Origin of the sequence: Rhodococcus sp. WS1 (genome assembly GCF_003797745.1) — a bacterium.
In the GTDB taxonomy this organism is placed as follows: domain Bacteria; phylum Actinomycetota; class Actinomycetes; order Mycobacteriales; family Mycobacteriaceae; genus Rhodococcus_F; species Rhodococcus_F erythropolis.
Genome location: NZ_RKLZ01000002.1, coordinates 104,712 through 129,836 on the forward strand (window position 1 = coordinate 104,712; position 25,125 = coordinate 129,836).

The 25,125-nt window shown below is 62.8% G+C and carries 22 protein-coding genes; 10 read left to right on the forward strand and 12 right to left on the reverse strand.

What is annotated here, in order from left to right:
• Positions 1-32 precede the first annotated feature (32 nt).
• Positions 33-872 carry an alpha/beta fold hydrolase gene (locus EEB12_RS13015; RefSeq protein ID WP_141487916.1) on the reverse strand — a complete coding sequence of 280 codons (840 nt, stop codon included), beginning with the start codon at positions 870-872 and terminating at the stop codon, positions 33-35.
• Between the two features lie 65 nt (positions 873-937).
• Here EEB12_RS13015 and EEB12_RS13020 point away from each other — a divergent pair, with 65 nt between their 5' ends.
• Entirely contained in the window at positions 938-1,714 is a 777-nt protein-coding gene (locus EEB12_RS13020) for a TetR/AcrR family transcriptional regulator (protein WP_042950467.1), read from the forward strand.
• A gap of 49 nt (positions 1,715-1,763) precedes the next feature.
• The gene (locus tag EEB12_RS13025; RefSeq protein ID WP_141487917.1) at positions 1,764-3,074 is read left to right on the forward strand and encodes an HNH endonuclease signature motif containing protein; all 1,311 of its coding nucleotides are present in this window, start codon (positions 1,764-1,766) and stop codon (positions 3,072-3,074) included.
• An 84-nt stretch (positions 3,075-3,158) separates the two neighbouring features.
• Here the strand turns inward: EEB12_RS13025 and EEB12_RS13030 are convergent, their stop codons facing one another.
• On the reverse strand, positions 3,159-4,091 hold the full coding sequence (locus EEB12_RS13030; RefSeq protein ID WP_141487918.1) for an oxygenase MpaB family protein: 933 nt from the start codon (positions 4,089-4,091) through the stop codon (positions 3,159-3,161).
• A 1-nt stretch (position 4,092) separates the two neighbouring features.
• Complete coding sequence (locus EEB12_RS13035) at positions 4,093-5,874, reverse strand: acyl-CoA dehydrogenase (RefSeq protein ID WP_181447629.1); 1,782 nt, start codon at positions 5,872-5,874, stop codon at positions 4,093-4,095.
• A gap of 159 nt (positions 5,875-6,033) precedes the next feature.
• On the opposite strand from EEB12_RS13035, the gene EEB12_RS13040 reads away from it, so the two are divergent.
• Both EEB12_RS13040 and EEB12_RS13045 read left to right on the forward strand, forming a co-directional pair.
• Positions 6,034-6,675 carry a TetR/AcrR family transcriptional regulator gene (locus tag EEB12_RS13040; RefSeq protein ID WP_020905924.1) on the forward strand — a complete coding sequence of 214 codons (642 nt, stop codon included), beginning with the start codon at positions 6,034-6,036 and terminating at the stop codon, positions 6,673-6,675.
• A 43-nt stretch (positions 6,676-6,718) separates the two neighbouring features.
• Entirely contained in the window at positions 6,719-7,060 is a 342-nt protein-coding gene (locus EEB12_RS13045) for an Imm51 family immunity protein (protein WP_019746569.1), read from the forward strand.
• A 62-nt stretch (positions 7,061-7,122) separates the two neighbouring features.
• Here EEB12_RS13045 and EEB12_RS13050 read toward each other — a convergent pair whose 3' ends face one another.
• From EEB12_RS13050 to EEB12_RS13065, 4 genes are read right to left on the reverse strand one after another with little or no spacing between them, the layout of a single operon-like run.
• Positions 7,123-8,157, reverse strand: a complete 1,035-nt coding sequence (locus EEB12_RS13050) for an aspartate-semialdehyde dehydrogenase (RefSeq protein ID WP_019746568.1) — start codon at positions 8,155-8,157, stop codon at positions 7,123-7,125.
• A gap of 6 nt (positions 8,158-8,163) precedes the next feature.
• Positions 8,164-9,429 carry an aspartate kinase gene (locus EEB12_RS13055; protein WP_019746567.1) on the reverse strand — a complete coding sequence of 422 codons (1,266 nt, stop codon included), beginning with the start codon at positions 9,427-9,429 and terminating at the stop codon, positions 8,164-8,166.
• A gap of 49 nt (positions 9,430-9,478) precedes the next feature.
• On the reverse strand, positions 9,479-10,432 hold the full coding sequence (locus EEB12_RS13060) for a hypothetical protein (protein ID WP_141487919.1): 954 nt from the start codon (positions 10,430-10,432) through the stop codon (positions 9,479-9,481).
• Positions 10,432-10,797 (reverse strand): hypothetical protein, encoded by a 366-nt coding sequence (locus EEB12_RS13065; protein ID WP_003943492.1) that lies wholly within the window; start codon positions 10,795-10,797, stop codon positions 10,432-10,434. The genes EEB12_RS13060 and EEB12_RS13065 overlap by 1 nt, the downstream gene beginning before the upstream one ends.
• 270 nt (positions 10,798-11,067) lie before the next feature.
• On the opposite strand from EEB12_RS13065, the gene leuA reads away from it, so the two are divergent.
• Both leuA and EEB12_RS13075 read left to right on the forward strand, forming a co-directional pair.
• Positions 11,068-12,876: a 2-isopropylmalate synthase gene (leuA, locus tag EEB12_RS13070; protein WP_019746565.1), complete on the forward strand. Its 1,809-nt coding sequence runs from the start codon at positions 11,068-11,070 to the stop codon at positions 12,874-12,876.
• 248 nt (positions 12,877-13,124) lie between these two features.
• Entirely contained in the window at positions 13,125-13,502 is a 378-nt protein-coding gene (locus EEB12_RS13075; protein WP_020968226.1) for an SHOCT domain-containing protein, read from the forward strand.
• Positions 13,503-13,615: 113 nt separating this feature from the next.
• Here EEB12_RS13075 and EEB12_RS13080 read toward each other — a convergent pair whose 3' ends face one another.
• Entirely contained in the window at positions 13,616-14,509 is an 894-nt protein-coding gene (locus tag EEB12_RS13080; RefSeq protein WP_020905920.1) for a LysR family transcriptional regulator, read from the reverse strand.
• Positions 14,510-14,599: 90 nt separating this feature from the next.
• Here EEB12_RS13080 and EEB12_RS13085 point away from each other — a divergent pair, with 90 nt between their 5' ends.
• Genes EEB12_RS13085 through EEB12_RS13100 form a run of 4 tightly spaced genes read left to right on the forward strand, consistent with a single transcriptional unit; the run spans position 14,600 to position 19,302 of the window.
• On the forward strand, positions 14,600-15,541 hold the full coding sequence (locus EEB12_RS13085; RefSeq protein ID WP_020905919.1) for an EamA family transporter: 942 nt from the start codon (positions 14,600-14,602) through the stop codon (positions 15,539-15,541).
• Positions 15,542-15,566: 25 nt separating this feature from the next.
• Positions 15,567-16,820 carry a MurT ligase domain-containing protein gene (locus tag EEB12_RS13090; RefSeq protein WP_141487920.1) on the forward strand — a complete coding sequence of 418 codons (1,254 nt, stop codon included), beginning with the start codon at positions 15,567-15,569 and terminating at the stop codon, positions 16,818-16,820.
• Positions 16,813-17,526 (forward strand): type 1 glutamine amidotransferase, encoded by a 714-nt coding sequence (locus EEB12_RS13095; protein ID WP_019746560.1) that lies wholly within the window; start codon positions 16,813-16,815, stop codon positions 17,524-17,526. Before EEB12_RS13090 ends, EEB12_RS13095 begins: the two co-directional genes overlap by 8 nt.
• Positions 17,527-17,583: 57 nt before the next feature.
• Positions 17,584-19,302, forward strand: coding sequence for a vWA domain-containing protein (locus tag EEB12_RS13100; protein WP_135000151.1), 1,719 nt, complete (start codon positions 17,584-17,586; stop codon positions 19,300-19,302).
• A 4-nt stretch (positions 19,303-19,306) separates the two neighbouring features.
• On the opposite strand, the gene EEB12_RS13105 is transcribed toward EEB12_RS13100, so the two are convergent.
• The 4 genes from EEB12_RS13105 to EEB12_RS13120 all read right to left on the reverse strand — a co-directional run bounded on the left by EEB12_RS13105 (position 19,307) and on the right by EEB12_RS13120 (position 25,099).
• Entirely contained in the window at positions 19,307-20,470 is a 1,164-nt protein-coding gene (locus tag EEB12_RS13105) for a low temperature requirement protein A (RefSeq protein WP_084325680.1), read from the reverse strand.
• 66 nt (positions 20,471-20,536) lie between these two features.
• Complete coding sequence (locus EEB12_RS13110; RefSeq protein ID WP_019746558.1) at positions 20,537-21,664, reverse strand: acyl-CoA dehydrogenase family protein; 1,128 nt, start codon at positions 21,662-21,664, stop codon at positions 20,537-20,539.
• Position 21,665: 1 nt separating this feature from the next.
• Positions 21,666-22,871, reverse strand: a complete 1,206-nt coding sequence (locus EEB12_RS13115; RefSeq protein WP_019746557.1) for an acyl-CoA dehydrogenase family protein — start codon at positions 22,869-22,871, stop codon at positions 21,666-21,668.
• A gap of 17 nt (positions 22,872-22,888) precedes the next feature.
• Positions 22,889-25,099: an acyl-CoA dehydrogenase gene (locus EEB12_RS13120; protein WP_019746556.1), complete on the reverse strand. Its 2,211-nt coding sequence runs from the start codon at positions 25,097-25,099 to the stop codon at positions 22,889-22,891.
• Between the last annotated feature and the right edge of the window lie 26 nt (positions 25,100-25,125).

Consider the following 25,125-nt stretch of genomic DNA (forward strand, 5'->3'; position numbering starts at 1 on the left):
ATCCGGAGCGGGTTACCCGTGTGCTCGCACGGTCAAACACCGACCACCTTCTCCAACCAAGGTTTGAGAATGGGTAGAACATGAGCCGGTTGCATTGCCTGCGTGTGATCCAGACCGTCGAGTACCTCGATATCCCACCCTGCTGACCGAGCGGCGTCGAGGTCGAGATCGGCCGGCGCGACCCGTACCCCACCCCATCGGTCACCGTATTCGATGACGTCTTGCGAACCGACGAAACACATTCGCGGACAAAGGATGCGCCCTTGAATTGTTCGATCGTCGAATTCACCAAGTGCGCGGTACAGCGTCACGAACTGCCGGGTCTGCGCTCCGGTCAACGCAATGTCGATGGAGTTCCAATCGAACTCGTCTGATGATGCCGTGGGTTGCGATGTGCGCTGGGGCGGTTCACTCGTCATGCGGTGTGTAGCTTCGGTAACCTGGAGCATCGCCTTGTACGGCCCATCCACCGGCGGGAAACCACCCATGACCAGTGCGGTCAGACGATCGGTGCGCAGCGCCAACTGCAATCCGCACAGAGCCAGCCAGGAGTATCCGTAGTAGGCGAACTGGTCGATCCCAGCCGAATTCGCCACAGCCAGAATGTCGGACGTGATGTTGTCGGGAGTGAGCGTGTCCGGAGCGGGCGACGCCATCCGGTGCCCTTCGTAGTCGAAGGCAACCACAGTGAAGTTCGACGCCAACCCTTCCATGAATGTTCGACCGAGCGAGGGGTCAACGCCCCAGGCGCGCAGTTCGTCAGCCTTGATGCCGGCAGCCGAAATCGGATTCACGGGCATCAGCACGGCGGGGCCATGTCCGAGAACCTCGACATCGATAGTTGTCCCGTCGTGAAGTCTTGCCTCAACCATGCCCACTCCCAAATCTTTACACTGTAAAGTAATTAAGAATAGCGCGACTCCACGAAAGCGACAAGATGAATAAACAGGCAGGCCGACGCGATATCGCACGCACGATTTCACTTCTGTGGCGTCAACCCGAGACGCCTTCCGGCCGCCGAGGACCGAAGCCCGCGCTGTCCACGGACTCAGTTGTTGACGCCGCGATCGAAGTCGCCGACGCCAACCCCACGACACCGTTGTCGATGCGCATGATCGGCGACCACCTCGGCCGCACTGCGATGTCTCTGTACACCTACATACCGGGAAAGGATGAACTACTGGACCTGATGTACGACCGGGTGCATGCCGAGCTACCGCCGATCGCAGACACCGGCGACTGGCGCATGGCACTGTCCGACTGGGCCGCCGCACTCTTCGCCCTACATACACGCCATCCGTGGACATTGGATGTCTCGTTGGCGCGCCCCGTCCTGGGTCCGCACGAGCAGGCAGGACTCGAATCACTCCTGTCCATTCTCTACTCCACGGGTCTCGACGCTCCGATCATCCGCAGATCGGTGAGCATGATTTTCCATTTCATCCGGGGGTCCGCGCGGACCCTAGCTGAGATCCGGAGCGCCTCGACCATCGGAGATTCCGAATTTCATTGGTGGGCAGAGTCTTCTGCTGCACTGGCCGATGCTGCACCGGATTTCGCGGACGACTTCCCCCACACGATGCAGTTGGGTCGGGAGGCCCCACCGGTACCGGGCGGCGACTTCTATCTCGAACGAGAAACCGAAGAGTCATTTACTCAGGGCCTACAGATCCTCCTTGACGGGATCGAATCGAGGATTCGAAAACACTCTTGACTCGAACGAATGTTCGAGTATTCTTGTGTGTAGGGGATCGGGGGATTCAATGAGCGTCTTGTTGTCGGATGTGGTGTCGGGTTCTGCGGTGGGGTTGCGCGGACGACTGTGGCAGTTGACGGCTTCTGAGTTGCGTGCTGCTGCGGTGTCGGCGAGTGCGGAGATTCTTCGTCTCGAGGCTGTGCGGGTGGCAGTGGTCGACGAACTCTCGATGCGTCCCGATGATCAGGTGATCGCCAGCCGCGGCGTCGGTGCCTGGTTGGCGGCAAACACGATGCTGCAAATCCGGGACGGGAAGAAGATCGCCGCCCTCGGCGCTGCGCTACGGCCGTTTCCGGCAGTGGCGGCTCGCTTTGATGTCGGGGACTGCTCCTTCGATCATGCCGTGTTGATCGTGGCGTTCTGCGAGTCACCACCGAAGGGGATGCCGGAGGAAGCGCTCCCTCGCTGTATCGATTTGTTGTTGGCTGCGGCATCCGGTGTGGAGGCGACGACCACGAAGGTGCGGAATGTCATCGCGACCTTGGAGCGAATCTTCGAATCCGATGAAATTCCACCCGCCGAAGATGTGGATCGCAACGAGCTCCGGATCGCGTCGACGTTGAACGGTCGGGTGGTGGTGCGCGGCGATTTCGACGCCCTCACCGGCGAAATGCTGCTCTCCGCCCTGTCGAATCTGACGATGCCCACCCCGGCACCCGATGGAACCCCCGACGCCCGGTCGGCGGCGAAGAGGACGGCGGATGGGTTCACCGAACTGATCCGCCGTTACCTCGACTGCGCCAAAACCGGTGTCAATGGTGGTCAGCGGCCGCACGTGAACGTGCACATCAACGCCCGCGATCTCGCGGAGCACCGGGACTGCGCCGCAACACCCGCTGCTTCTGGTGACGGAGTGGCTGTGGCTGTGTCGGATCTTGATGTCGGGCACATGCCCTGGCTGGGGCCGCTGTCCGTTTCGCAGACCAGACTCCTCGGGTGTGACTGTTTCCTGTCGACTGTTCTGCTCGACGGTCACGGGGCGCCGCTCGATGCGAAACCCGGGAAACGATTAGTGTCCGCGGAGCAGCGAGTGGCGTTGATCGCCCGGGACAAAGGCTGCGCGTTCCCGGGCTGCACGTGTGAGCCGGCCTGGACCGATGCGCACCATATCCGGCACTGGGCGAACGGCGGGCCGACCGTGATGAGCAACCTTGTCCTGCTGTGCCGTTCGCATCATCGATTGATGCACCGAAAAACCGGATTCGTCGGGAAATGGGAAATCCGAATAGGCACCGACAACAAACCCTGGTTCATCCCACCACCCTCGATCGACCCCGGCCAGCACCCACGGCCGGCGAACACCACCTTCAAAACCTGAGGTAGTACTCCTCGGGCACAACAGAACACGGGCCAGCACCGCATCGAGCAGATCTCGATGCGGTGCCGAAAGCCGTGAATTCCGTCAGACCGCTTGCGGAACTTTGGTGGCGCGTGGGAATCGCTCCCGAATCTCCGCCGGGGTGACAACTCTCGGGTCGAGGGGTTGCTCGTCACGCAGGTGGCGCTCCAACACCTTGCCAGTCATCGGCGCGATGACCTTCAGAGCAGTGGTCATGTTCTTCGGTGAACTGCCGACCCGGACCGCAGTTCGCACCGCGGGCGCAATTGCCCTGTCCAACAAAGCGGGTTGATCGAAGCCGCCCATGGTTCGCATCCAGCCCGGCAATGTTGCAATAGTGGCCGGCGCGACCAATCGGCTGAACGCCGCGAACTTCGTCTTCCCCTGCGTTCTTGGCGTTCTCAACAAGTAGTGCATCGCCCGGTTGGCACGTTCGGAGGTACACAATCTGGGCCTGACTTCAGCGAAGTACTCCCGTACCTCGTCTCGCGAGCGCGGAACGTCGGACGCTTTGCATGTCTGCAGTTCGGCAGCGATCACGCATTCTTCCCAGTACCGCTGCTCTTCGACGGCGGAGAGCGGGCCCGGCCCATACATCTCGTAGCACTTGAGCACCGAATGCCAACCCGTCACGTGGATCCACAGTTGTGACGCCGGATTGTTTGCACTGTAACGAGTTCCGGTGATCGGTTCGATACCCGTGGCCTGAGCGTGAACCGTCATGAGATGGTCGGACAACGCCAGTGCCGTCCGCCCGTCGGCAGTGGCGACGGTCAGGAAGTACGCCAAGGTTCGGTCGAGTCGCCCGGCGGGATCGCTGTAGATCCCGCTCATATCTGCCACCGCGGCAGCAAGGAAGGGGTCGAAGTGCTCGAGCACCACTGACCGCTGGAAACCGATCAATGCTGTCGGAGCCGCCCAGATCTTCCAACTGGGTGATCCTGGGCCGAAGAAGCCGTAATCCTCACGCGGTCGATTCATCGTCAGTTCAGACATTTCATTCCTCCCCGTTCGTTGACCCTGCACCGTTCATTTCGTAGGCACCAGACAAGGCGACTACTTGCTGCCAGACGTACTCGAATCGCTCGGCCGCGAATTTGGGGCGCCGAATAGATGCGAGAGCCAACCGCTGCTGATCTTCACTGGCGCTGGGTTTTCCGTGCAACTCCACCGCTGCAGCACTGAAGTCGCGGACCAGGACGTCGAAGATCTGATCCAGCACCCCATCGCTCCGCTGCCCCTCGTCCAATCCCAAGATCTCGGCTTGTTCGAGGATCAACTGGCCGTAGACGACGAGGGTGAAGAGTTCGGTGATCGCCAGGCCGAAGTCCAAGTCGACCTGCTGCGCCGCATCCGGTGCAGCTTCGGCAAGGAGGGTCACGAGAGCTTCGGCCTGCTCCACGAACAGTGCGACGTTGGGAACATCCGCAAACTTCGCGTACACCGCTCGCCAGTCGTCGAATCGAACTTTGGACAACCCCCGCGCCGGGCCCTGACGGAACAGGAACTCGTCGTCGGCTGCGTCGTTACGCGTCGGAATCGCCGGAAATGACTCGGGGGCAAAGAGGTACGCTGGCATGAACTTGGCGATCAGGGCGAGATTGACGGCGACGGTCCCCTCGAGCTTGGGCAGCCCGTCGACATCCATCTTGGCCACCGCGAGGTAGCTGTCCTTCTCGAAGCCCTTTGCCGCAGCGATGTCGGAGAGCAGTCCGATCACCTTCTGTGCCTCGGTTGTCACCTTCATCTTGGTGACGGGATTGAACAAGAGGTAGCGGCGGTCCTCGGGCGATGCGGTGCGGAAGTAGTCCACCGCACGATCCGAGAAGAGCCTCATCGCCAGCAGGCGCGCGTACGCGTCGACGAATTCACGTCGTACGTGTGGGAACGCCGTGACGGGATTGCCAAACAGGATTCGATTGTGCGCGTGGGTAATCGTCTCGTACAAGGCATGAGTCGACATACCGATTCCGCCGAAGCACAGGTTGAATTTTCCGATGTTCACGGTGTTGAGTGCGGCACTGAATGCGGCCTCGCCGGTATGCAGGATATCCTCTGCCGCAACGGGATAGTCGACGAGTGAGAACTCCGCTACGTACATCTGGGCCGGAACGATGTTCTTCACCACGGTAAATGCCGGATGGTCCGAGTCGGCGTAGAAGAAGACGTACTGATCGGCGCCCTCCACTCCGTCGACGCGACCGAAGACAGAGACCGTGTTGGCGCAGTTGCCATTTCCGATGTAGTACTTCGAACCGCTGGCCAGGTACCCGCCGCTGCCGTTCGGCGTCAAGACCATGTCGGTGGAGTAGACGTCGGCGCCGTGCTCTTTCTCGGACAATCCGAATGCCGCAACGCCTCCGGAAGCCAAAGCGGAAGCTGCTCGCGCCCTTGCAGTCTCGTTGTCGCTCTGCCACACCGGCCCCAGGCCGAGAATGGTCACCTGCCACGGGTACCAGTAGTTGAGTCCGTAGAAACCGAGGATCTCGGACAGCGCGGCGATACGGCTGGTATCCCAGCGCTTGTCGGAGTCACCGCCGCTGTCGCGGGCGGGGGTCAGGAAAGTCGCGAACAGGCCTTCCTTTGCCGCGAAGTCGAGGAAGTCCGAGTAAAAGGTCTTGTCGTGATAGTCGGCCAGAAGTCGATTCTTTCCACGCGCCTCGAACCAGTCGACGGTCGCGTCCAGCAGTCTCCGCGTGGTCGCGTCGAATTCCGGCCGATCGTAAGTCGAGGGATGGAGCAACAGATCATTCGGCACTAAAGAGGTCGACGCTGTCATCGCGGTTGTTCTCCTAGAGATCTCGGCAGAGGCGCCTCACTGACCGCCTCTTCGAATACAACGCCACCGTAACAATTGATGACGACGAATACAACGGTTGCGTATGATTCACGAAGAATTGGCAGGCAGATTAGGGTGGGAGCGGAGGTGAGGCACACGATGACCAGGTCACAAGCTGACGCAACGGATACACCGCGACGCAAATACGCCCCTCGCATGGCGCCCGAGCAACGACGCGAACAGCTGCTCGACGCAGCATTCGAGGTCACCGGCCGCGTGGGCCTGCACAACCTCAGCATGGAATCCGTCGCTGCCGAAGCCGGCGTTGGCAAGCCCGTCCTCTACACGATTTTCGATACCAGGACCGATCTCGTCGCCGCACTCCTGCGCCGCGAGCACGAGCGAGCCATCGCTCAGGTGCTCGAAACCATGCCGACGGATCTGAGCGAACTCGGCCCAGCGGCGTCATACACCGGAACCGTTGGCGCCTTCGTCGACGCCGTACTGGAGAACCCGACGCGCTGGCGCCTGATTCTGACGTCTGTCGAGAACGCCCCCAGCGAGTATCACGGCTTGCTGAAGCTCTCTCGCGGAGCTGTCTTCGCCCGCGCCGAAGAACTGGCGCGTGCCGGGATTGCCCTCGAACCGAAGCTCGAAGGCCTTGATCCGGTTCTCCTCGCACACACCATGATGTCGTTTGCCGAAATGCTCGGACGACTGGCCGTCAGCGACCCCGAAACCTATACCCGAGAAAGACTTTCCAGTTTTGCCGTGGCCCTCGCCCAATCGGTCGGACGTTAGCTGCCGACTGAAACCTGTCGGTCGGATCTGCTTCAATACACGCATGACATCACCATTGATCGAACCGCTACAGCTTTTCGAAACGTCTCCGGGCAACTGGTCACTGATGCTCACCGACCAGCATTTCGGCAAGGTAGCAGCGGTATTCGAGCAGGTAGAGGGTTTCGAAGGCTCCGGCTACGACTGGGCGTCGGTCGCCCACGCAGTGGTAGGCCGCGATGCACCGCATCTGGACGGCCGCTTCGGCACCGATCCCGAAGCGGGCATGTTTGTTGCGTACGGCAGCGACAACGAAGCTCTTGGTGAACTCGGAGTGCTTCTCGCCAAAGCGTATTCGGATGCCGAGTACCTCGGCGGCCTGGTCGCCATTTCCGAACTCGACTAGAGCTCCTGCTGAAACGACACCGGCCCCACACCTAGGTGCGGGGCCGGTACCGAAGGAAAGATCTAGCCGACCAACAGCTCGGCAATCTGAATCGTGTTGAGAGCGGCGCCCTTACGGAGGTTGTCACCCGAAACGAAGAGCGCGAGTCCGCGTCCCTCCGGGACACCCGGATCCTGACGGATACGACCGACCAGCGACGCGTTGCCGCCGGCAGCGGCCAGCGGCGTCGGAACCTCGACCAACTCCACTCCGGGAGCGTCGGCGAGGATTTCCTTCGCACGAGCGACCGAGAGCGGGTTCGCGAACTCTGCGTTGATCGCGAGCGAGTGTCCGGTCACGACGGGAACGCGCACGCAGGTGCCCGAAACCAGCAGATCAGGAAGTCCGAGGATCTTGCGGCTCTCGTTACGGAGCTTCTGATCCTCGTCGGTCTCGCCGCTTCCGTCGTCGACCAGCGAACCTGCCAGCGGCAGGACGTTGAACGCGATGGGGGCGACGTAGTTGTTCGGGGCCGGGAAGTCGACGGCGCTGCCGTCGTGAACCAACTTCTCGGCGTCACCGACAACGGCGCGCACCTGGCCGAGGAGTTCCTCGACGCCGGCGATTCCGCTACCGGACACAGCCTGGTAGCTGGAGACGATCAGACGCTGCAGACCGGCTTCGTCGTGCAGAACCTTGAGCACCGGCATCGCTGCCATGGTGGTGCAGTTGGGGTTCGCGATGATGCCCTTGACCAGGTTCTTCGTGTCCTGCGGGTTGACCTCGCTGACCACGAGGGGAACCTCGGGATCCTTGCGCCATGCGGAAGAGTTGTCGACAACCGTCGCACCGGCCGCGGCAAAGCGCGGAGCCTGCGCACGAGACAGCGTCGCACCGGCGGAGAAGAGGGCGATGTCGATGCCCTTCAGATCCTCGTCGGACGTTGCTTCGGCATCCTCGACAACGATCTCTTCGCCGCGGAACGTCAGCTTCTTACCGGCGGAGCGTGCCGATGCAAAGAACCGCACCTTGTCCGCGGGGAAGTTACGTTCTTCGAGCAGAGTGCGCATGACGATGCCGACCTGACCGGTCGCACCGACAACAGCGATTGTTGTCATCAGAAATTACCGTCCTGTTCCTGCGTGTACTACAGCTTCTTCGTCGCCGCCGAGACCGAAAGCGGCGTGGATAACGCGCACGGCGTCGTCGAGTTCGGTGTCCTTGACCAGCACGGAGATGCGGATCTCGGAGGTCGAGATGAGATCGATGTTGATGTCGGCCTTGGCCAGTGCCTCACAGAACGTGGCCGTGACGCCCGGGTGGCTCCGCATTCCGGCACCGACCAGGGAAACCTTGCCGATGTGGTCGTCGAACAAGATCTGTGTGAAGCCGATGTCTTCCTGACGCTTGGTCAGGATCTCGACGGCGCGGGGGCCGTCGGCGGTCGGCAGCGTGAAGGTGATGTCCGTCTTGTTGGTCTCCACCTTGGAGATGTTCTGCAGCACCATGTCGATGTTGATCTCGGCATCGGAGACAGCGCGGAACACCTTGGCAGCATGTCCCGGTGTGTCCGGCAATCCGACAACGGTGATCTTGGCTTCGCCGCGATCGTGCGCGACTCCGGTGATCAGGGCCTCTTCCACAGGAATGTCCTCCATCGATCCGGACACGATTGTTCCGGGCTTGGTGGTGTATGACGAACGGACGTGCACAGGCACGTTGTAACGACGGGCGTACTCGACGCACCGGAGCATGAGCACCTTGGCACCACACGCTGCGAGTTCGAGCATTTCCTCGAAGGAAACCGTCTCGAGGCGGTGAGCGTCGGGGACGATGCGAGGATCGGCGGAGAAGACGCCGTCGACGTCGGTGTAGATCTCGCAGACGTCAGCGTTGAGTGCAGCTGCCAACGCGACGGCGGTGGTGTCGGAGCCACCGCGTCCGAGCGTCGTGATGTCCTTGCTGTCCTGGCTGACGCCTTGGAATCCGGCGACCAGAACGATCGAGCCTTCGTCGAGGGCGGTGCGAACACGGCCCGGCGTGACGTCGATGATCTTGGCGTTTCCGTGGCTGCCGGTCGTGATGACTCCGGCTTGTGAGCCCGAGAACGAACGAGCTTCGGCGCCGAGGGAGTGAATTGCCATCGCTACCAAGGAGTTGGAGATGCGCTCACCCGAGGTCAGCAGCATGTCCATTTCACGGGCCGGCGGGGAAGGGCACACCTGCTGAGCCAGGTCGAGCAGCTCATCGGTGGTATCGCCCATCGCTGACACCACGACGACGACATCATTGCCGGCCTTCTTGGTCTCGACGATCCGTTCAGCGACTCGTCGGATGCGCTCGGCGGTTGCCACCGAGGATCCGCCGTACTTCTGGACGACGAGAGCCACGCGTTTCTACCTCCAGGTCGAAATTGTTTACAGATACCAGAGGTCGAGCTTACCGAGGTGGTCCTGGGACTTCCCGATGCGTACTGCTGTTCGCCTCAGATCCGCGCGGGATCAGTTGCGAGATCCGCGCTCGCATCAACTTCGCAGAACGCGAACCACCGGCAACGTAACCGACCACCGCGACGGCAACTCCGCAGGCGAGAAGCACGCGGATACTGCTGACCAGGGAAACTGCCAGCGCGTCGTACACCGCCACAGCCGCCTCGGACGACGGTATGTCTGAATTCTGTAAATAGACCCGACGCACGACGGCCAGCGCCACCAGCAGGGCGATCATCGCCACCGCCGTCGCCAGCCCGACCAGGGACAGCGCGCGCATTCGCCCCGGTGCAACTGCGACGGCCGTAATCGCGCAGGCCACCGACGCCCACGGCAACCAGGCTGCTGCTCGGTCGAGAGTGTTCGAGAAATCCTGGGCCCGCACCAACTCGTCGGATTGCAGGATCTCGAACTGCGGATCGAGCGCCGGGAGGCGATCGATCACGGTGAATCCGCGATCGCGCAGGTTCGTCCTCAGTTCCGTCATGACCGGTTCGAGGGAGACGGTGACCGTTCCGCTGTCGTCGGCCCGAACTATGCCGTCGGCGGCTCGGCCGGTCACCATCGCGGCAAGTTGCGCGTGCGCTCGACGGTTGGCCGCGGTCCAGAGCGTCGCAAACTGGTCGCTCGAGACCAACGACTGAGCGGCCTCACGAACAAGTCTCTCGGCCTGTCTCGTCACCACCTGCGGAAACCCGTCCAACCGCTGCGTCAATTCCTCGGTCAGCCGATCAACGACCGCCGATTGGACAGCGGGGTCGGCAGCCAGCGGGGCAACGGACTCGACATAGCTGTCGGTGTCGTTCACCTGGGTGTGGACGAACAGCGCGAGCACCGAGCCGGCAAAACCGAGACCAGCGAGAACGATCAGCAGTGAACAGACGATCCAGCGGATCGAGCGCATCACGTGTGCTTGGCGCGCGCCGGTCGAATCTTCGCGGTGATGTGGTGAATGCGGTGATCGTCAGCGGGTATCCGGAAGGTCTCGGTAACCCGAACGGTCATCAGGTTGCGCCCGAACAACCCGGCGTCAAGGAGGTAGTCCGCCGTCAGGTCGTCCCCGTCGACCGTCCACTCCACCTCACGAATGTCGCGGATCACGCGATACTGAGGACCTCCGGAAAGGCTGCGCCGCAAATGATTCCCCGAAAATCCGGTCTTCAACCCGACCTCGTGACGTACCGCGTCCGGAGCCAGCGGTACGGAACTGCCATCGTGGCTACGGAGCGCGTCGAGGTACGTGCTCGCCACGGCGATTCGGGGATCCATGGACGACAGTCCACCATTTTCGAGGCCGAAACGGCAGCACAATTCGGCGACAAATTGGACATGAGGGCGAACCCCACCGATTTCTCGCGAAATCCAGGAGTAGAGTGCTGTGCATGCAGCGCGCACTCCTTCTTGGTTGCCGCGACGGGGTCTGATCCAGACTGGCCTCCCGCCGCGGGGTTTTTGTGCGCCGGTCGACCAAGCCTTCCGGACTCATGGTCTTGACCAACAGGTCATCAGGCCAGGTCCACAATCCTGGAGATCACACCAATGTCCCCCGCTGACGCATTCACCACCGGCACTCGCACCATTACCCCGCCCACGAAGCCGGCACCTTCCGACCAGCCTGCGTGGAACACGCAGAAGAACTCGTCGATGCCGACGTTCCGCTACCGCCCGTTCGCCGAAGAGGTCGAGACGGTCACGCTGCCCGACCGCACCTGGCCGGACAAGATCATCGACCGAGCACCCCAGTGGTGTGCCGTTGACCTGCGCGACGGAAACCAGGCGCTGATCGATCCGATGAGCCCGGCGCGCAAGCGTCGTATGTTCGATCTCTTGGTCCGTATGGGCTACAAGGAGATCGAGGTCGGATTCCCGTCCGCGAGCCAGACCGACTTCGACTTCGTTCGCGAAATCATCGAAGACGGCGCGATCCCGTCCGACGTCACCATCCAGGTGCTGACGCAGTCGCGTCCTGAACTGATCAAGCGCACATTCGAGGCGTGCGAAGGTGCCGAGAACGCAATCGTGCACTTCTACAACTCCACCTCGATCCTGCAGCGCCGCGTCGTGTTCCGCGCCGACAAGGACACGATCAAGAAGATCGCCACCGACGCCGCCGAACTGGTCCTGGCCGAGTCGAAGAAGTACCCGGACACGAACTGGCGCTGGGAATACTCGCCCGAGTCCTACACCGGCACCGAACTCGAGTACGCCAAGGAAGTATGTGACGCCGTCACCGAAACCCTGGGTGCGACGCCTGCCAACCCGGTCATCCTGAACCTGCCCGCCACCGTCGAGATGGCGACACCCAACGTGTACGCCGACTCCATCGAGTGGATGCACCGCAACCTGGCCCGCCGCGATTCGGTCATCCTGTCGCTGCACCCCCACAACGACCGCGGCACCGGCGTCGCTGCAGCCGAGCTGGGCTACCAGGCCGGCGCAGACCGCATCGAAGGCTGCCTGTTCGGTAACGGTGAGCGCACCGGCAACGTCTGCCTGGTCACCCTCGCGCTGAACATGTTCACGCGCGGCGTCGACCCGCAGATCGATTTCTCGAACATCGACGAGATCCGTCGCACGGTCGAGTACTGCAACCAACTGCCCGTCCACGAGCGTCATCCGTACGGCGGCGACCTGGTCTACACCGCGTTCTCCGGCAGCCACCAGGACGCGATCAACAAGGGCCTCGACGCCATGAAGGTCGACGCCGACAACCAGGACTCGGACGTCGACGACATTCTCTGGCAGGTCCCCTACCTGCCGATCGACCCCAAGGACGTCGGCCGCAGCTACGAGGCCGTCATCCGCGTGAACTCGCAGTCCGGCAAGGGCGGCGTCGCGTACATCATGAAGGCCGATCACGGTCTGGTGCTGCCGCGTCGTCTGCAGGTCGAGTTCTCGCAGTCGGTCCAGAAGATCACCGACGGCGAAGGCGGCGAGGTCTCGCCGAAGGAAATGTGGGACGTCTTCCACGAGGAGTACCTCGCCCCCGTCACCCCGCTCGAGCGCATGAAGCAGAAGGTCACCGCCTCCGAGGAGGACGGCGGCACCGACGCCATCACCGCCATCGTCAAGGTGAACGGCAAGGAGCAGGAGATCTCGGGAACCGGTAACGGCCCGCTCGCTGCCTTCGTCGACGCGCTGGGAAGCATCAACTTCGACGTTCGTGTCCTCGACTACTCCGAGCACGCAATGTCCGCCGGCGACGACGCCCAAGCCGCGGCCTACGTCGAGTGCGCAGTGACTGGCCCGGACGGTCAGAGCACCGTCGTCTGGGGTGTGGGTATCGCCACGTCGATCACGACGGCGTCGCTGCGCGCCGTGGTTTCGGCAGTGAACCGCGCGAGCTGACACTCACGCAATACGAACCCGGCTCTTCAACAAACCCTGGTCTCACCCGATTTTCGGGTGAGACCAGGGTTGTTTTCACGGCACAGAAGTTCTTCGGTCCGCGTTTCCGCTTCGGCATGACATAGGTCCCGAAAGAGTCGCTTAGCGAAGTTAACAAACAGGATTCACCCATCGAGGATGATGCAGCCGACCCCGGCACGTGAGATAGTCACCTCAGACAAATCCGACTTGTGAAATGGGGCTCGACAATGGATTCCTTTTGGGACTTCCTCTGGCTGATCATCATCAGCTTCGCGTTCATCGCGTACCTGATCCTGCTCTTCTCGATCATCACCGACCTATTCCGTGATCACAAGACTTCCGGCTGGGTAAAGGCAATCTGGATCGTCTTCCTGTTCTTCATTCCGCTGCTCACCTCGCTCGTCTATCTGATCGTCCGAAGCGACGGAATGGCCCAGCGCTCCATGGAGGCTGCTCAGCAGGTCAAGAATGCACAGGACAGCTACATCCGTGAGGTTGCCGGAAAGTCCCCGGCCGAGTCCATCGCAGATGCAAAGGCACTTCTCGACGCCGGCACCATCAGCGAAGAAGAATTCGCAGCGCTCAAGGCCAAGGCCCTCGCCTGATTCAGGCCCTCACTAATCAGTGAGGATTGCACTACCGAAACGGGAGCGACACTAATCGTGTCGCTCCCGTTTCGTATTCATTCACCATCCGCCGTTCATGCACCGACAGCCGTTCATTCACCGACCGCCCGGGCGACGTCGCGAAAAGCGTCGAGAACCACTCCGATAGCCGGGCTGCGGTCGATGTGTAATCGAGTTGCCAATTCATAAACGCGTGCAGCGCGCACGCCTGCCACCGGTTTCCTCGACACTCCAGGATGTGTGATCGCGTAACGCGGCATCAAAGCCACACCGTGGCCCGCCGCCACCAACTCTTCGATAACTCGGAAATCGTTTATCCGATGAGCGACTCGAGGTTGGACCCCGGTGACGGATGCAACGGACAACAGAACGTCGTCGACCGGAAACCCGCCGCGCACGCTGATCCAGTTCTCGTCGGCCAATTGTTCCAACCGGACCGAATCCTGCTCGGCGAGTGGATGATCAGGCCGCAGCACCAGATCAATCGGTTCACGCATCAGCGGTTGCACGCTGACCCGGGGAAACGAGGTCTCGGCGCCGCGTTCGTCACGGTGAGTGAGGATCACGTCGTGATCGGCCAACAGTCCAGGGACGGCCGACGCCGGTTTGTCGACGTCGTGGGCGTCGATGTCCACGTCCGAGTTCTTCAGCGCCGTCAGGACGCCGGGCAGCAGGAGAGCTGCTCCGGAGGGAAAGAACGCGACTCGCACCTTGCCGCGCGGCGAGCCTCGGTACGACGCCATCTCGTCCGCTGCCCGGTCGAGCGCCGCCACCACGTCGTCGGCGCGGAGCACCAGCGCTCGACCAGCGTCGGTGAGGCGCAGCGTGCGCCCGTCCGGTTCGAGGAGCGAGACCCCCGCCTCTCGGCCGAGGATCTTGAGTTGTTGCGAGACGGCGGACGGTGTCATCGAGAGAGCGAGAGCAGTAGCGCCGACGGTTCCTCGGTCGGCGAGCTCGCGGAGAATCCGCAAGCGCGTGGCATCCATACGGTGACGAATATCCATGTAGCAAAACTACATGGATAGTGCATCTATATTCGCTTGTTCTGATGCTTCGTACGGCTCACGATTAACGTCATGACTCCCCGCGACCGTCTCCTCGGCCTGACCGTGATCGTCTTGTGGGGTCTGAACTTCCTGGCCATTCGCGTCGGCCTGGATCATTTCCCGCCGTTCTTCTTCGCTGCACTCCGGTTTCTGATCATCGCGATTCCGGTGGTCATCTTCGTGCCGCGTCCGCAGGTACCGCTCCGTTGGTTGCTGCTCTACGGATTCGGTTTCGGATTCGGCCAGTTCGTCTTCCTCTTCTGGGCGATGCATTCGGGGATGCCGACAGGTCTCGCATCACTGGTCCTGCAGTCGTCCGCGCCGTTCACCGTCCTACTCGGCGCGTTCCTGCTCCGCGAGAAGCTCAGCGTCTGGCAGGTCTCCGGGATCGCCGTCGCCGTAGTCGGTATGTCGTTGATCGGCTGGGACCGTTCACACCACGCGGCACTGCTGCCCGTGATCCTCACGCTCCTCGGCGGCCTGTCCTGGGCGTTCGGCAATCTCGGCAGCCGCTTGGCCGCGGCGAACACCGTCGGCGAGCCCGCACCGATGCGCTTGATGCTGTGGATGTGCGTCATCCCGCCGTTGCCGATGCTCGCCCTGTCAGCGGTGGTCGAAGGCCCCACCGCCGGATGGCACGCGCTCGGCACCGCGTTCAGCGCCGACGCCTGGCCGTCACTGGTCGGGCTGGCCTACATCATTCTGCTCGGCACCATCGCCGGATCCGGGCTCTGGACGATGCTCATGGGCCGCTATCCCGCCGGCATGGTGGCGCCGCTCTCCTTGCTGGTACCGGTAGTGGGAATCGGCGCATCCGGGCTGTTCCTGCACGAGGATCCGAGCCCGTTGTCCCTGGTCGGGGCAGTCATCGTGATCGCCGGAGCGAGTGCCGCACAGATGAGGCGCAAGCCCGCGAACACTGTTTTCTCGGACACACCTGCAGCCTCACCACCGGCGCGACTCGGCGTCTGACGACGCCCTGTGCCAAACTCGGGCCGTGGGAACTGGACTATCGATCACAGCGCGCGGAAAGCTCGCCATGCGAGCTGCCGCAGCAGCATCTTGGGCATCGCAGAAGGCCGGTCGCGGCAAGGGTTCGATGATCGGCGGGTTGATCGCCCTCAAGATCGACCCGACGCTCATGACTCAGCTCGGACGCGGCAAGCGCACCGTCGTGGTCACGGGCACCAACGGCAAGTCGACGACCACGCGTATGACCGCCGCAGCGCTCGCGACACTCGGTGACGTCGCCACGCAGGCCGACGGCGCCAACATGGATGCCGGGATCGTGGCCGCTCTGGCCGCGCGTACGGACGCAACGCTGGCAGCACTCGAGGTCGACGAACTGCACGTCCCCCACGTAGCCGACGCCGTGAACCCGGAAGTGATCGTGCTGCTCAATCTCAGCCGCGATCAGCTCGACCGGGTCGGCGAGATCAACATGATCGAGCGGAAGCTCCGCGCGTGCGTCAATGCGCATCCGAACGCGGTGATCGTCGCCAACTGCGATGACGTACTGGTCACCTCCGTGGCGTACGACGCCGCCAACGTCGTGTGGGTTGCTGCCGGCGGCGGCTGGGCCGGCGATTCCGTCAGCTGCCCGCGCACCGGTGAACCCATCGTGTGGGAGGGAAAGCACTGGCGCAGTACCGGTTCCGACTTCGCGCGGCCCGAGCCGACCTGGTGGCTCGACGACGACAATCTCTACGGCCCCAACGGCCTGAAGATTCCGATGACGTTGACTCTCCCCGGAAAAGCCAACCGCGGTAACGCCGCTCAGGCCGTAGCTGCTGCGGCTGCTTTGGGCGCAGATCCGGTCGGGGCAGTTGCCGCCGCGTCGACGGTCCAGGAAGTCGCCGGCCGCTACAGCACCGTCGAGGTCGGACCGCACTCCGTCCACATGCTGCTCGCGAAGAATCCCGCCGGTTGGCAGGAAGCGCTGTCGATGATCGATCCCACGGTGGACGGACTGGTGATCGCGGTGAACGGTCAGGTGCCGGACGGCGAGGACCTCTCCTGGCTGTGGGACGTGAAGTTCGAGCACTTCGAAGGCGTCAAGGTAGTGGCCGCCGGCGAACGCGGAACCGATCTCGCCGTTCGCCTCACGTACGCAGGCGTCGAGCACACCCTCGATCCGGATCCGTTGCGCGCCATCGCTTCCTGCCCTCCCGGACGCGTGGAGGTACTGGCGAACTACACAGCCTTCCGTGACCTCAACACCGCCATCGCGAAGGAGTCTCGCAATGTCTGACTCGACAATTCGCATCGGACTGGTTCTCCCCGACGTCATGGGCACCTACGGCGACGGCGGCAATGCCCTGATCCTGCGTCAGCGTCTGCGGATGCGCGGCTACGACGCCGAGATCGTGGACATCACCTTGAGCGATCCGGTCCCCGATTCGCTCGACGTGTACACATTGGGTGGCGCCGAGGATTCCGCCCAGCGACTCGCAACGCGCCATCTCGCGAAATACCCTGGCCTGCAACGCGCCGCCGAGCGCGGCGCACCGGTTCTGGCGATCTGCGCTGCCATTCAGGTGCTCGGCAACTGGTACGAAACCTCCAGCGGCGAACGCGTCGACGGTGTCTCGATGCTCGACGTCACGACCTCTCCGCAGGAGAAGCGTTCCATCGGCGAGGTCATCACGAAGCCCTTGATCGACGGGCTCACCGCGCCTCTCTCAGGTTTCGAGAATCACCGCGGCGGAACAACTCTGGGTAGCTCAGCCTCTGGATTCGCACGTGTCACCCATGGTGTCGGAAACGGCGTCGGTGACGGATTCGAAGGCGTCGTGCAGGGTTCGGTGATCGGGACGTACATGCACGGCCCCGCCTTGGCCCGGAATCCGGAACTCGCGGACCTCCTGCTCATGCGGGCCTTGGGCGTCAACGAGCTCGAACCCCTGCATCTGCCCGAGGTCGACAAGCTCCGCAAGGAGCGGCTCGCGATTCGCTGAGCATGTCGTCCGTTCGGACGACTGTTGGTGGGCGGCGGCACCTCGTAGCCTCATTCCATGCGTCTTCGTGTGGCGATCTGTATTGCGGCGACTGCGATCATTGCCGTCGGGTGTTCGACGCAGGGCAGTGGCGGGCCCAAAGAAGCAGGTGGGACCCAGGAAGTAGGCGGGCCCCAGCAGGCAAGTGTCACTGCTGATCCGGTTTCAGAGGCGAGCGCAACGGCGCCTAGCATCATCGTCCTGGACGCCTCGGGGTCGATGAAGCAGGACGACGCTCCCGGTCCTCGAATCGATGCCGCCAAGAACGCGATTCACACTCTTGTCAGTGGTCTTCCAGACGACACAGCGCTCGGTCTGATCGCGTACGGCACCGCCACAGGTAGCAGCGACGCCGAGAAGGACGCGGGTTGCCGCGACATCAAGACCGTCGTGCCACTCGGACCGCTCGATCGAAATGCATTCGCAGCGGGAATCGACGGGTTGTCCGCGTCGGGATACACGCCGATCATGGCTGCGCTTCAACAAGCCGCCGCCGCACTCCCGACCGATGGCGAGCGCACGATCATCCTCGTCTCCGATGGAGAGGACACCTGCTCAACCGAACCTCCATGTGAGTCCACGGAAGCGATACCTCACGATCCTGACCTGACTATCCACACAATCGGATTCAAGCTCGACGCCGCTGCGTCCGGCCAGTTGAAGTGCATCGCCGACGCGACCGGGGGCATGGCGATCGACGCCGCCAACGCAGCGCAACTCACCGCACGGCTGGCGGTTGCCTCGAATCCCGAATCCGCACGGGAGCGACTCTCCACCAGCGGCTTCCGTAACCTTCGGATCGGCATGACGGTGGAGGACGCACGGAAAGCGGCCGGCGATCTGGCGTCGGTATCGAAGACCGGAACGGTGGTGGTCGAATGGCAAGACTGCGAATTGACCTTTACCGATGGCGTTCTCGTCGAAATTGCACCCCGGACCGGTGCTGTCACACTGGACGGACTGGCCGTCGGCCAGAAGATGCAGCGCGCCGCCGAACTGTACGGTCCCTTCACTGCCACAACCAATTCCGACGGCGAATCGGTTGCAGTCTTTCCGGCCGACTCCGAAGCAGGAACCGGGTATCGCATCACCTTCACACCCGAAGGCAAGAAAGCGGATGAGGGAACTATCACCCGCATAGTCCTCTGCCGGTGCTTGCCCGCGACTGCGGGATCATCGGCGGGCGGTACACCCACCGAGATCGTGAATCTTGTTGCCGTCGACGGTTCCGGCAAACCCAAATCCGGTTGGAGTGTCAAGACACCGGCCATGAAGATCAGCGAGTGCTACGGAGCATCTCAGTCGGCCGTCACGCCGGGAGTCATCACCTGCGGAAGCACCGCAGACGGGGCGGACGCGTGTTGGGTCGGCCCGGAGCCCGATTCGATTCTCTGCCTGCAATTTCCCTGGGGAACAGAACTGATCACCGCTCGAGGCGTGGACGGCGTCGAGGCCTATCCGCCGCCCGCCGACCCGACTCCCTTCGGGCTCGAACTCGAGAACGGCCTTCTCTGCCGCGTCCGGCACGGCGGTTCGTGGCCCTCTGCCGAATCCGACCCCCGTCTGGCGGGCGCCTACTCCTGCCGAGGGCAAGGGACGGATACACCCATCGTATGGGCCGAAAGCACCTATCCGATCGATCGTTCCGAAGATCGGTGGACCGTGCTGGTCGGACCGTCGAAGGGACCGCTGGAGACCGTCGCCGTCACCAAGGCGATATTCCTTGCCGCCGAATGAGCGCTCAGACGGTTTCGGATTTCCCCTCGGTCAGAACCAGTTCCACGGCCAACAGCGCGGCGCAGGCCAGTCCCGCAACCAGTTCGGGCACCGCGGTGTAGGTACCACCGAGCACGACGACGATCGCGACCGAGAACGGCATGAGGGTGCGTACCGAGGAGTCATGTAGTCGAATGTGGATGAACCACAGGGCGGCAAGGATGACCGCGACCGGAACGGTGACGGCAGCACCCGTCACCAACGCGCTGCCGTCACCGTGATGAGTCCAGAAGTCGACGCGCGAGGCCAACCCCGCACCGATGGCGGCAGCGGCGGCGAAGATGAAGTAGTGACCGAACCCCCAGACGAAGGGTGAGACGTTGTCACCGCCGATCACTTCGCCTGCATTGCGTTGGAAGTAGAGCCACCACAGGCTGAAGACAATCAGAATGCCGCCGATCACGACGTAGGTGACCTGCGCTGCCGGATGCTCACCGTCGACCGCGTCCTGAATCGCGATGGTGGTCGAGAGGATCGTCTCGCCCAGAACGATGATGAAGAACAACGAGTACCGCTCCGCGATGTGATGCGGGTGCCACGGCGTCATGCCCGGCTTCTCCGACCAGATCGGTACCGCGAATTCGCACAGAACCAACACCAGGAACGTCGGGACGTAAATGGCGGATGGAACGAAGTAGAAACCGATCCAACCGATCTGGACCAACACGATTCCGAGAGCGTATCGACGAGCCGTGAGCGCATGTTCGGGGTCGTTCCGCGACACCCTGAGCCATTGGATGACCAGGGCTATTCGCATGATGACGTAGCCGACGATGATGAGCAGGGCGTCGTCGTTGAAGAAGCGGACGATGCCGGCTGCAAGGACCAGCGATCCGAGGATCTGGAAGATGGTCAGCAGCCGGGCGATTCCGTCGTCGTTGTCGTACGCCGAGGTGAACCACGTGAAGTTCAGCCACGTCCACCAGATCGCGAAGAATGCCATCGCGAAGTGCCCGACGCCCGAAGCCGCGTGCCCTTCGCTGATCGAGTGGTGCAGACCGGTGGCCGCTTGAGCGACCGCCACGACGAAGCAGAGGTCGGTGAGCAGCTCGAGCGGCGTCGCCACCCGATGCGGCTCGTGCGGATCCCGCGGAACCAACGGCCGGATGAACGAACTGGTGCGATTCACGAAGGGCAGAGTAGCGCGATGATTGCCGACGCGCTGCCCGTGACTGCAACCTGTCGTCTCAGATATTCACGCCGACGCCCCGATCTGGGCTCGGATTTCCAACTGATCGGCGAGTTCGGCGCCTATCGCCCCCGCGCTCCCCAAGGTGAAGGCGATCTGCCGTCCCCACAGGAAATAGCGGTGAATCGGGTAGTCGACGTCCGCGCCGATTCCGCCGTGCAGGTGCTGGGTCGCGTGCACCACACGCAGGCCGCCGCGCGACGCCCACCATTTGGCGACCAGCGCAGCTGCTTCCGCTTCACTCTCGACTCCGCTGTCCATCAGCCAGGCAGCGCGGTGCGTGGTCAACCTTGTGCTCTCGGTGTCGAGGTACGCGTCGGCGGCCCGGACGGCAACTGCCTGGTTGGTCGAGAGTGGACGACCGAATTGCACTCGCTCGGAGGTGTATTTCGCCGTCATCCCCAGCGCTTCCTCGCAGACGCCGGTAGCCAGGGCCGCAAGAGCCACCCGTGCACGCCGCAACGTCCAGTCTCGAACCACCGCGCCGTCTGCGGGAAGTGCGTCAGCTGCAGTAACCGCAACCCCGTCGAACTGCACAGCGCTGTTGCTCTCGCGGTTCGTCACCGCAAGCGGTGTACGCACCAGCGCGTCCCGGTCCGTGGGCACGATCATGACGCTGACACTGCCGTCCGGCATCGTCACCGGAACGACCAGCGCGGCCGCGAACTCCGCGGCAGGCACGGAGTCGACGTGGCCTGACAGAACCCAACCGTCAGGCGCCGGTTCGGCGCGAACCGCCGTCTCGGCGTTGTAGCCGGTGTCGAATGCGCCGGTGACGATCACCGAGCCGTCGAGCAGTCCCGGAAGCCACGACGCTTTCTGCTCCGTGCTGCCGAACTCGGAAATCGGCAGCGCCGCCGTGGAAATCACCGACCAGAGCGGCACCTGGGCGACCCGGCGGCCCTGTTGTTCGAGCACCGCAGCCAGGCCGAGCATTCCGAGTCCTGCTCCCCCGACATCTTCCGGCAGAGCGATTCCCAGAACGTCGGAGTCGGCGAGGAGCTTCCACAGTTCGGCGTCGAAACCGCTGGTGCTCTCCACTTCCCGCAGTCGGTCCACTCCGGACTTCGCCGAGAAGATCGATTCACTCAGATCCCGCACGGCGGACAAGTTGTCGACGAATTCGAATTCCATGTCAGCTCTTTTCGTTCTGTGCAGCGGGCCGGCGACGCGCAGCAAGCGCCATGCCCAGGCATTTTGCGGCGACAATTTCACGCATCACTTCGTTGGTACCACCGCCGAAGGTGTTGTTCTGGGCGCGCCGACCCAGGTTCTCGACCCGCCCTTCCAGTACCGCTCCGGGTGTACCGGGGCGCAGTAAGCCCTTGGCGCCCAGCACTTCCTGCAGCATGCCGTACGCACTGACGACGGCTTCGGTACCGAAGATCTTGGCCGCGGCCGAATCCCCGCCGCCCAAGGTGTTGGCGGCGACGTCCGCCACCAGTCGCAGGTTCATCAGGTCGGCGGCGCTGAGCAGCGCGTAGACTTCCGCCAATTTCTCACGTACCCAGCCGATGTCGTAGACGTGGCCGTCACCGGCGGGTTCTGTCTTTGCCCACTCGACCACCTCGGCGAAGAGCTCGTTGGCGATGCCACCGCGTGCTGCCAGGGCAACACGTTCGTGGTTGAGCTGGTTGGTGATGAGCTTCCACCCCTGATTGAGCTCACCGACGACATTGCTGATCGGCACCCGAACATCTTCGTAATAGGTTGCCGAAGTGCTGATTCCGCCCACGGTGTGAATTTCGGTGACCGAGAACCCCCGCGAATTGGTCGGTACCAAGACCACGGAAATGCCCTGATGCGTCGGCGCGTCAGGATCGGTGCGAACGGCAAGCCAGACCCAGTCGGCAAACACACCCGCACTGGTGAAGATCTTGTTGCCGTTGATGACAAGCTCGTCGCCCTCGATGCGGGCGCGTGTTTCGAGTGCCGCGAGATCGGTGCCCGCATTGGGTTCGGTGTAGCCGATGGCAAAGATCAATTCACCCGCCAGGATCGGACGCAGGAAGAAGTCCTTCTGAGCTTGCGTCCCGTGCTTGATCAGAGCGGGTCCGACGGTGTTCAGCGTGACCAGTGACAGCGGCGCATTCGCGCGAATCACTTCGTCGTAGAACACATACAGAGCTTCGGGGTTCTCACCCCGACCGCCGAATTCCTCCGGCCACCCCAAGCCCAGCCAACCGTCTTTACCCATCCGGCGCAGGATGCGATCGAAGACGGGGCCGCCTTCGGTCTGATCCACGAGAGCACGGCGGTCTTCGTCGTTGATGATCTCTGCGAAGTATGCGCGCAATTCCTTGCGCAGAGTCTTCGACTCCTCCGACAAATCCAAGTACATGGTGAAGCTCCTAAGATCTACGAACGCGGCAGGCCGAGTACGCGCTGCGCGATGACGTTGAGTTGGATTTCGACGGTTCCGCCGCCGAACAGAATCGAGGGAAGTCCGATGTGGTCTATCGCGTAATTCGCCGACGGGTCGACAACTGCGGCGCGCGGTCCGAGCAGTCGCAACAGGTCCCGCGAGCCCTCGCGCTGCGCCAGGGCGTTGTACACCTTCGACACGCTGATCTCGGCGCCCGGTTCCTGACCCGCCAGTCGCGCCGACACTCCGCGCAGATTCATCGCGGACAGTGCCAACTCACGAGAGATACTGCGGCCGAGGCCTTCCACTGCATCTTCGCGGGGGCAGTCGTGGCTCGCGTCGGCAATCACCTGACGGAACAATCGACTCGAACCGTGGTGCAGCGTGCTGCCCATGCTCAAGCGTTCGTTGGACAGCGTTGTCGCAGCAAGTTTCCACCCTTGCCCAGGTTCGGCCACCAGGCAGTCGTCCGGGACGAAGACGTCGTCGAGGAATACCTCGTTGAATTCCGACTTGCCGGTGGCTTGCTTCAGCGGACGTACGTCGACGCCCTTCGAGGTCATGTCGACCAGGAAGTACGACAGCCCACGATGCTTCGGAGCGTCCGCGTCGGAACGCGCCAGGCATACTCCCCAATCTGCCTCGTGCGCACCCGAGTTCCACACTTTCTGACCTGACAGGACCCAGCCACCGTCGACCTTGCGCGCTTTCGTGCTCAGACCGGCCAGGTCTGATCCCGCGCCCGGCTCACTGAACAGCTGGCACCAGATGATGTCGGCGCGCAGCGAAGGCTCGACGAACCTGTCCTGCTGCTCGGCGTTGCCGTGTTCGAGAATCGTGGGCAGCACCCATTCCCCGATCACCGTGGACGGTTGAGCCCAACCTCGCATCGCGAATTCATGTGCGATGACGGCCTGTTCCCTCGGTCCCGCTCCGAGCCCGTACGGCGCCCGATAGTGCGGGGCAACCAGCTTGGCGTCGGCAAATCGGGCGCGTCGAGCGCTCCCCTTGGCCGGCGCCCAACTCGCGCTGGTGGTTCCGTCGTCGGGCAGCAGCGCAACCTCGTCCAGAACCCTCCGAACCTGCTCTCGTAACTCCGGCAGCATTTCCGGGTCGACAAAGGAGAAATCCCGTTCCGAATCGGCGGACCGGTCTCCCAATGTGTGTGCCCACTTCACCTCGGAACCCGCCACTGCCGCGATACTGATCGCCCGGCGCCAGTACAGATGCGCGTCATGCTCCCAAGTGAATCCGATTCCGCCGAGCAAAGTTACACATTCGAGGGCGTTCTCGATGCCGACGGGCAAAGCGGCCAACGCAGCTTGAGCCGAGACAAGTTTCTGCTGATCCTCGTCGTGCTCTTCGGATCGAGCGGCGTCCCACGCTGCGGCACAGGCAATCTCGGAGTGAACCAACATCATGGCCGCCTTGTGCTGAACTGCCTGGAAGCTTCCGACCGGACGGCCGAACTGCTGCCGGGACTTCACATAGTCGACTGCGGTCCGTAGCGCCCACCCGGCGATACCGCTCGCCTCCGCAGCCAACACCGTGTTGACGATCAGTTCGGTTCGGTGCGCCTGGAGGCCGTCGACGATCAGCCCAGCCTCGACCTGGTGATCGGTCAACGTCAGTGTTCCGATCGACCGTGTCAGATCCACCCCGTCTTCGATCACCACCGCAGCGGAAGTCGACGGTTCGAGCCGGAACCACAACTCGCCGTCTTCGCTGTTCGCCCGCACGAGAACGACATCAGCTCCGGGCAGACCTAGAGCTGGGTCGGCAGAACCGCTCACTGTCCACCCAGCGTCGCTTCGAGCCGCGCGCAATCCCGCGCCTGTACAGACTGCTCCGGTTGCACCGGTGGCCAATTCGGTCAGCATTGTTTCCGCAGCCGGGCCCGCAGCTGTTGCGAGAATGCCGCTCGCGATGACCGTCGGAACGTACGGTCCCGGATAGAGCGCATCACCCAATTGCTCGACTACCACTGCAAGTTCGGCAAGACCCGCCCCGTCACCGCCGTACTGCTCCGGCAGGTGCACTGCGTGCAGGCCCTGACGGACCAACCCATCCCACGAGTCCGGTCGATCACCGGCGGTGTACCGCTTGACGTTGCTCCGCGTATCGGCGATTCCGCCGAAGCGGTTCGCGAATGCGGCTACCGCTTCCGCCAGGTCACGGTGATCTTCGAGCAGGGGTAGTGCCATGGCAGGTTCCTCAATCTTCGGTTCTT